Source organism: Nocardiopsis sp. NPDC055824, from assembly GCF_053616335.1.
Map to the genome: position 1 here is coordinate 1 of NZ_JBSHDN010000320.1, position 4,726 is coordinate 4,726.

The 4,726-nt window shown below is 72.0% G+C and carries 6 protein-coding genes; 3 read left to right on the forward strand and 3 right to left on the reverse strand.

Annotated features, from left to right (window positions below; translation table 11 throughout):
• Positions 1-473, reverse strand: a 473-nt coding sequence (locus ACWGL3_RS31035) for an iron chaperone (protein ID WP_452462116.1), incomplete at its 3' end; no start/stop codon positions are given.
• Positions 474-683: 210 nt separating this feature from the next.
• Here ACWGL3_RS31035 and ACWGL3_RS31040 point away from each other — a divergent pair.
• Both ACWGL3_RS31040 and ACWGL3_RS31045 read left to right on the forward strand, forming a co-directional pair.
• Positions 684-1,127 (forward strand): helix-turn-helix transcriptional regulator, encoded by a 444-nt coding sequence (locus ACWGL3_RS31040; RefSeq protein WP_267945431.1) that lies wholly within the window; start codon positions 684-686, stop codon positions 1,125-1,127.
• 10 nt (positions 1,128-1,137) lie between these two features.
• Positions 1,138-1,548 (forward strand): VOC family protein, encoded by a 411-nt coding sequence (locus ACWGL3_RS31045; protein ID WP_267945432.1) that lies wholly within the window; start codon positions 1,138-1,140, stop codon positions 1,546-1,548.
• Positions 1,549-1,654: 106 nt separating this feature from the next.
• Here the strand turns inward: ACWGL3_RS31045 and ACWGL3_RS31050 are convergent, their stop codons facing one another.
• Together ACWGL3_RS31050 and ACWGL3_RS31055 are read right to left on the reverse strand one after the other, a co-directional pair.
• Positions 1,655-2,713 carry an ABC transporter substrate-binding protein gene (locus ACWGL3_RS31050; protein ID WP_452462117.1) on the reverse strand — a complete coding sequence of 353 codons (1,059 nt, stop codon included), beginning with the start codon at positions 2,711-2,713 and terminating at the stop codon, positions 1,655-1,657.
• A 305-nt stretch (positions 2,714-3,018) separates the two neighbouring features.
• Positions 3,019-3,903: a MetQ/NlpA family ABC transporter substrate-binding protein gene (locus ACWGL3_RS31055; RefSeq protein ID WP_267945434.1), complete on the reverse strand. Its 885-nt coding sequence runs from the start codon at positions 3,901-3,903 to the stop codon at positions 3,019-3,021.
• A gap of 240 nt (positions 3,904-4,143) precedes the next feature.
• On the opposite strand from ACWGL3_RS31055, the gene ACWGL3_RS31060 reads away from it, so the two are divergent.
• A partial coding sequence (locus ACWGL3_RS31060) for a winged helix-turn-helix domain-containing protein (RefSeq protein ID WP_267945435.1) occupies positions 4,144-4,726 on the forward strand: 583 nt, incomplete at its 3' end.

Genomic DNA, 4,726 nt, shown 5'->3' on the forward strand with positions numbered 1-4,726 from the left:
GCCGGTCGGCGCCGATCCGGTGCAGATAGGACGAGGGCGGCGAGCTCCTCCCGGGCCACCTCGCCGAGACCGGTGACGGCGAAGGACGTGGGCCACAGGCCGCCGTCGTCGAGGTTCGCCTCGGGGGTGAAACCGAAGGTCGAGTAGCGCTCCTTGTCGGCCTGCCCACTCCGGAAGAAGCACACGACCTTCCCCTTCCTGGCGTAGGCCGGCTGCCCGTACCAGAGCTTCGGTGTCAGCTCCGGGGCGTTGGCGGTGACGATGGCGTGGACGCGCTCGGCCACCGCGCGGTCCGCGGGATCCATCTCCGCGATCTTCGCCAGGACGTCGAGCTCCCCGGCCGCGGCCTTGGCGCCCCGCCCGCGCTCCGCCTCCTTCCTGAGTTCGGCGGCCCGCGCCTTCATCGCCGCGCGCTCCTCCTCCGAGAAGCCCTCCGCGGCCCCGCCGCCCGTCGTGCCCGTGTTCGCGCTCATCGCTGCCACTCCCCTGGTCGGAATCGGTGTGAGACGCCTCCGACGCCAATCGTGCCCGCAACCCCGCCGCTTCTCGACTCCCGACCCGTGCCCGCCCCGCTCCCGACACATGCCGCGCGGCGGCCGGAACCCCCGGTCCCGCTGTCCCGGCACCGGTCGGTCGCGGGCCGAACCCGCCCGAACGTCGGTGCGGCGTGGAACGATGGAGACATGGAACCTGGAGGCGCGCAGGCGCAACGCCTGCGCGACATCGCCGCGATGCGCCGCGTCCGCGACCGGATCGACCGCGAGTTCGCCGAGCCGCTGAACGTCGAGGCGCTGGCACGCGGGGCGTACATGTCGGCCGGGCACCTGAGCCGGGAGTTCCGCCGCGTCTACGGCGAGTCCCCGTACTCGTACCTGATGACCCGGCGGATCGAACGGGCGATGACGCTGCTGCGGCGCGGGGACCTCGGCGTCACCGAGGTCTGCTTCGCGGTGGGCTTCTCCTCCCTGGGCACGTTCAGCACGAGGTTCACCGAACTGGTGGGCGTGCCGCCGAGCGTCTACCGCCGCGACCGCTCCCGGGACGGGGCGGGGATCCCGCCCTGCCTGGCCAAGCGCGTGAACAGGCCGGTCAGGAATCGAGAAGCCCGCCCCGGTGGTCCTGCGTAACGTGGCGCCCATGAACGTCACCATCCACCAGGCCTTCCTTCCGCAGACCGACCCCGAGGCCGCTCTGGGCTTCTACCGCGACGCGCTGGGCTTCGAGGTCCGCAACGACGTGGGCTACGAGGACATGCGCTGGATCACCGTCGGACCGGCCGGGCAGCCCGGCACCTCCCTCGTGCTGCACCCGCCCGCCACCGATCCGGGCATCTCCGAGGACGAGCGCCGCACCGTCCTGGAACTCATCGCCAAGGGCGTCTACACCTCCGTCACGCTCGCCACGGACGACCTCGAAGGGTTCTTCGCCCGCGTCCGGGCCTCGGGCGCCGACGTCGTCCAGGAACCCGCCGACCAGGACTACGGGGTCCGCGACTGCGCCTTCCGCGATCCCGCGGGCAACCTCGTCCGCGTCCACCAGCTCCTCTGAGCCGGACGGGCCCACCGCGCGGTGGGCCCGCGGCCCATCGCCGGCGAGAGGCCGCCGCCCCGGGCCGTGGGATACCGGCCCGGGGTCGGAGGCCCTCCGCCGTCCGTCAGCCGAGCCCGGCGACCTCGTCGCGGCCCGCCTCGGCGAGGAGGCCGTTGAGCGGGTCCAGGGCGTAGATGCCGTCCAGCTCCACCGGGTCGAGGAGGCCGACGGCCTCGGCGTGCTCGGCGCCGCCCTGGAGGGTGGGGGCGATCGGGTCGACCGTGAAGGTCACGTTCTCGAACGCGGAGGCGACGACCTCGGGGGAGAGCCCGCCGCCGGTGAGGGCCTCCAGGTGGGCGATGGCTGCCGTCTGGGCGTCCTCGGGGTTCTCGTTGATCCAGTCGACGGTCTCGATGTGGCCGCGCAGCAGGTTCTCGACCGCCTCCGGGTCGGACTCCAGGAACTCGGCGCTGACGATCAGGTGCGTGGTGACGAACTCGCCTCCGGTCTCCGGCCACAGGTCGGTCTCGTCCACGAGCAGTTCGCCGTCCGCCTCGTCGACCAGGCGGCTGAGGTGCGGTTCGGGCACCCACGCGCCGTCGATCTCGCCGAGGACGAAGCTGTCTATGATCTCGGCGTTGTCCTGGGGCAGGACGGACAGCTCGCCCCCGCCCTCGGTGTCGACCTCCCAGCCCTGCTCCTGGGCGAACCAGCGCAGCGCCACGTCCTGGGTGTTGCCCAGCTGCGGCGTGGAGAGGGTGGTGCCGGGCAGGTCCTCGACGCTGTCGATGCCGGGCCGGACCACGAGTCCGGCGCCCCGGGAGGTGGACCCGGCGATGATGTGCAGCGCGGTGCCCTCCGACTGCGCCCATCCGTTGATGGCGGGGTTGGGGCCGATGAAGGTCGCGTCGACCTCGCCCGCGAACAGGGCGTTGACGGCGTCGGGGCCCGCGTTGAAGGTCTGGGTCTCCAGCGCGGTGTCGCCGAGGGCCTCGGCGAGGGTCCCGTTCTCCACGCCGACCAGGGCCGGGACGTGGGTGATGTTGGGGAAGTAGCCCAGGGTGAGGGTGCCGGAGCCCCCGTCCCCGCCGCTCCCTTCCCCCTCGCTCCCGCACCCGGTGGCGACCAGTCCCAGTGCCAGTACTGCGGCGGCGGTCGGAAGCACAGACGTGCGCATGCTCATCTCGGGTCCTCATTCGGGGGTTCGGGGAGGGTCGGGCCGGTCGTGTAAAACTCTACTAAATGAGTAGGTTTTGTGGAACTTACCCCATGGTGATGCAGGTCACACGTATGCCTCTCCATCACGGGAGAGCCCTGGTCACGGTGGGTCCGACCCTTCTTCCGGAACGTGACCGGCGGCCTGCGTGCGCGCCCCGGACGACCCCGCGTCCGACCCCGGACACGCCGAAGGGCGGTGGAGCCGGGAGGCTCCACCGCCCTCGGGGGAACGGGGAAGGGTGCGCGGCGGCCGGCCGGGCCGCCGGACGGCTACTCCTCGTCGGCCGCCCCACCGGTCTCGACGACGTTGCCGTCGCCGTCGACCGCCAGGACGACGCCCTGCCAGGACTCCTGGACGAACTCCAGGACGCGCTCGTCGTGCAGCAGCTCCGCGAGCAGCTGGACGCGCTCGTCCTCGGCGTTCTCCTCCAGGGCGACCAGGCCGTTGGCGTAGGCCTCGACGTAGTCCTCGCCCTCCGGCTCCCAGGCCAGGACGTTGGACTCCTCGGGCAGGTTCGCCTCGATGGCGTAGTTGCCGTTGACGATCGCCGCGTCCACGTCGGAGATCGAGCGCGGCAGCTGGGCGGCCTCCAGCGGGGTGACGGTGATGTCCCGGGGGTTGTCCGTGATGTCGTTCTCGGTGGCGGACTCGCCGGCCTCCGGGTCGACGGTGATCAGGCCCTCGGCCTCCAGGACGCCGAGCGCGCGGGCGAGGTTGGCGGGGTCGTTGGGCACCGCGACCTCGGCTCCGTCCGGCAGGTCCTCGACGCTCTCGACGCTCTCGGAGTAGAGGCCGAGGCGCTCGATGTGGACGTCGGTGATGTAGGTGAGCTCGGCGTCGGGACCGTTCTCGACCCACTCGCCGAGGAACGAGCGGTGCTGGAAGTAGTTGGCGTCCAGCTCCCCCTCGACCAGGGCCGCATTGGGGGTGTTGTAGTCCGAGATCTCCACGATGTCCAGGTCCAGCCCGGCCTCCTCGGCGAGGTTCTCGTCGATGAAGGCGAGGATGTCGCCGTGCGGCACGGGGCTGACCCCCACGGTCAGGACGTCCCCGCCGCCGTTCTCGGCCTCGGCGGCCTGCTCGCTGGGGGCGCCGCAGGCGGAGAGCGCCAGGGTGACGGCGGCGGCGCCGATGACGGCTGAGGTCGTGCGCATGTGCACTCCTTAGGGGATCGTGGGGTGGAGGATCGCGGGGGTCCCGGCGTCGGCGCGAACACCGTCGGCCCGGGCGGGTAGTGCCCCCCGTGGGGTATTACCGACCCAATCAGACACTATCCCACCTGTTTGGTAGGAATAATCCGTTTCGCCCCGCCCTTCGCGTGGCATGAACCACATGGACCATATTACCGACTAATCCGGTAGAAATTAACGGGAATACGGCGCATGATGGTGGGCATGCTCAGCGCACACAGCTCACTCCCCAGCGTCGACACCCGTGCCGTGCCCCTGCGGAGCGCGGCCCCGCTGCGCGGCGAACCGTCCCTGGCCGCCCTGCCCCGGCCGGAGGCGGGGCCGGGCGGTGCCGTCGGCGGCCCCGTCCTGACCTCCCCCGAAGAGCCCGGCTCCGACCACTCGCTCCTCGGCGTGCTGCCCCTGCCCGAGAGCGGCAAGTACATGCTGGTCTACGGGGTGGTGGTGGACGAGCCCCACGCCCGCGCCAGACCGCTCCCCGTCCCGGGCGCCGCCCTGCTGATCGACCGCGACGCCCGCCGGGTCTGGTCCGGCGGGCAGGAGGTCGAGCTCACCTACCAGGAGTACGAGCTCCTGGAGTGCCTCGCCGACTCCCCCGGCCGCGCGATCGCCCGCGGCGAGCTGATGGAGCGCGTGTGGGGCACCCGCAAGGACCTGCACTCGCGCACCATCGACGTGCACATCCACCGGCTCCGCCGCAAGCTCGGCCGGGCCGGGGACCTCATCGCGACCGTGCGCAAGGTCGGCTACATCTACCACGGCCCCCCGTCGCCGCCCCTGGGCGTCT

Coding starts and splice junctions, on each gene's coding strand:
- ACWGL3_RS31050 (WP_452462117.1), bottom strand. CDS start 2,713: ATGAGCATGCGCACGTCTGTGCTTCCGACCGCCGCCGCAGTACTGGCA.
- ACWGL3_RS31055 (WP_267945434.1), bottom strand. CDS start 3,903: ATGCGCACGACCTCAGCCGTCATCGGCGCCGCCGCCGTCACCCTGGCG.
- ACWGL3_RS31045 (WP_267945432.1), top strand. CDS start 1,138: ATGAACGTCACCATCCACCAGGCCTTCCTTCCGCAGACCGACCCCGAG.
- ACWGL3_RS31040 (WP_267945431.1), top strand. CDS start 684: ATGGAACCTGGAGGCGCGCAGGCGCAACGCCTGCGCGACATCGCCGCG.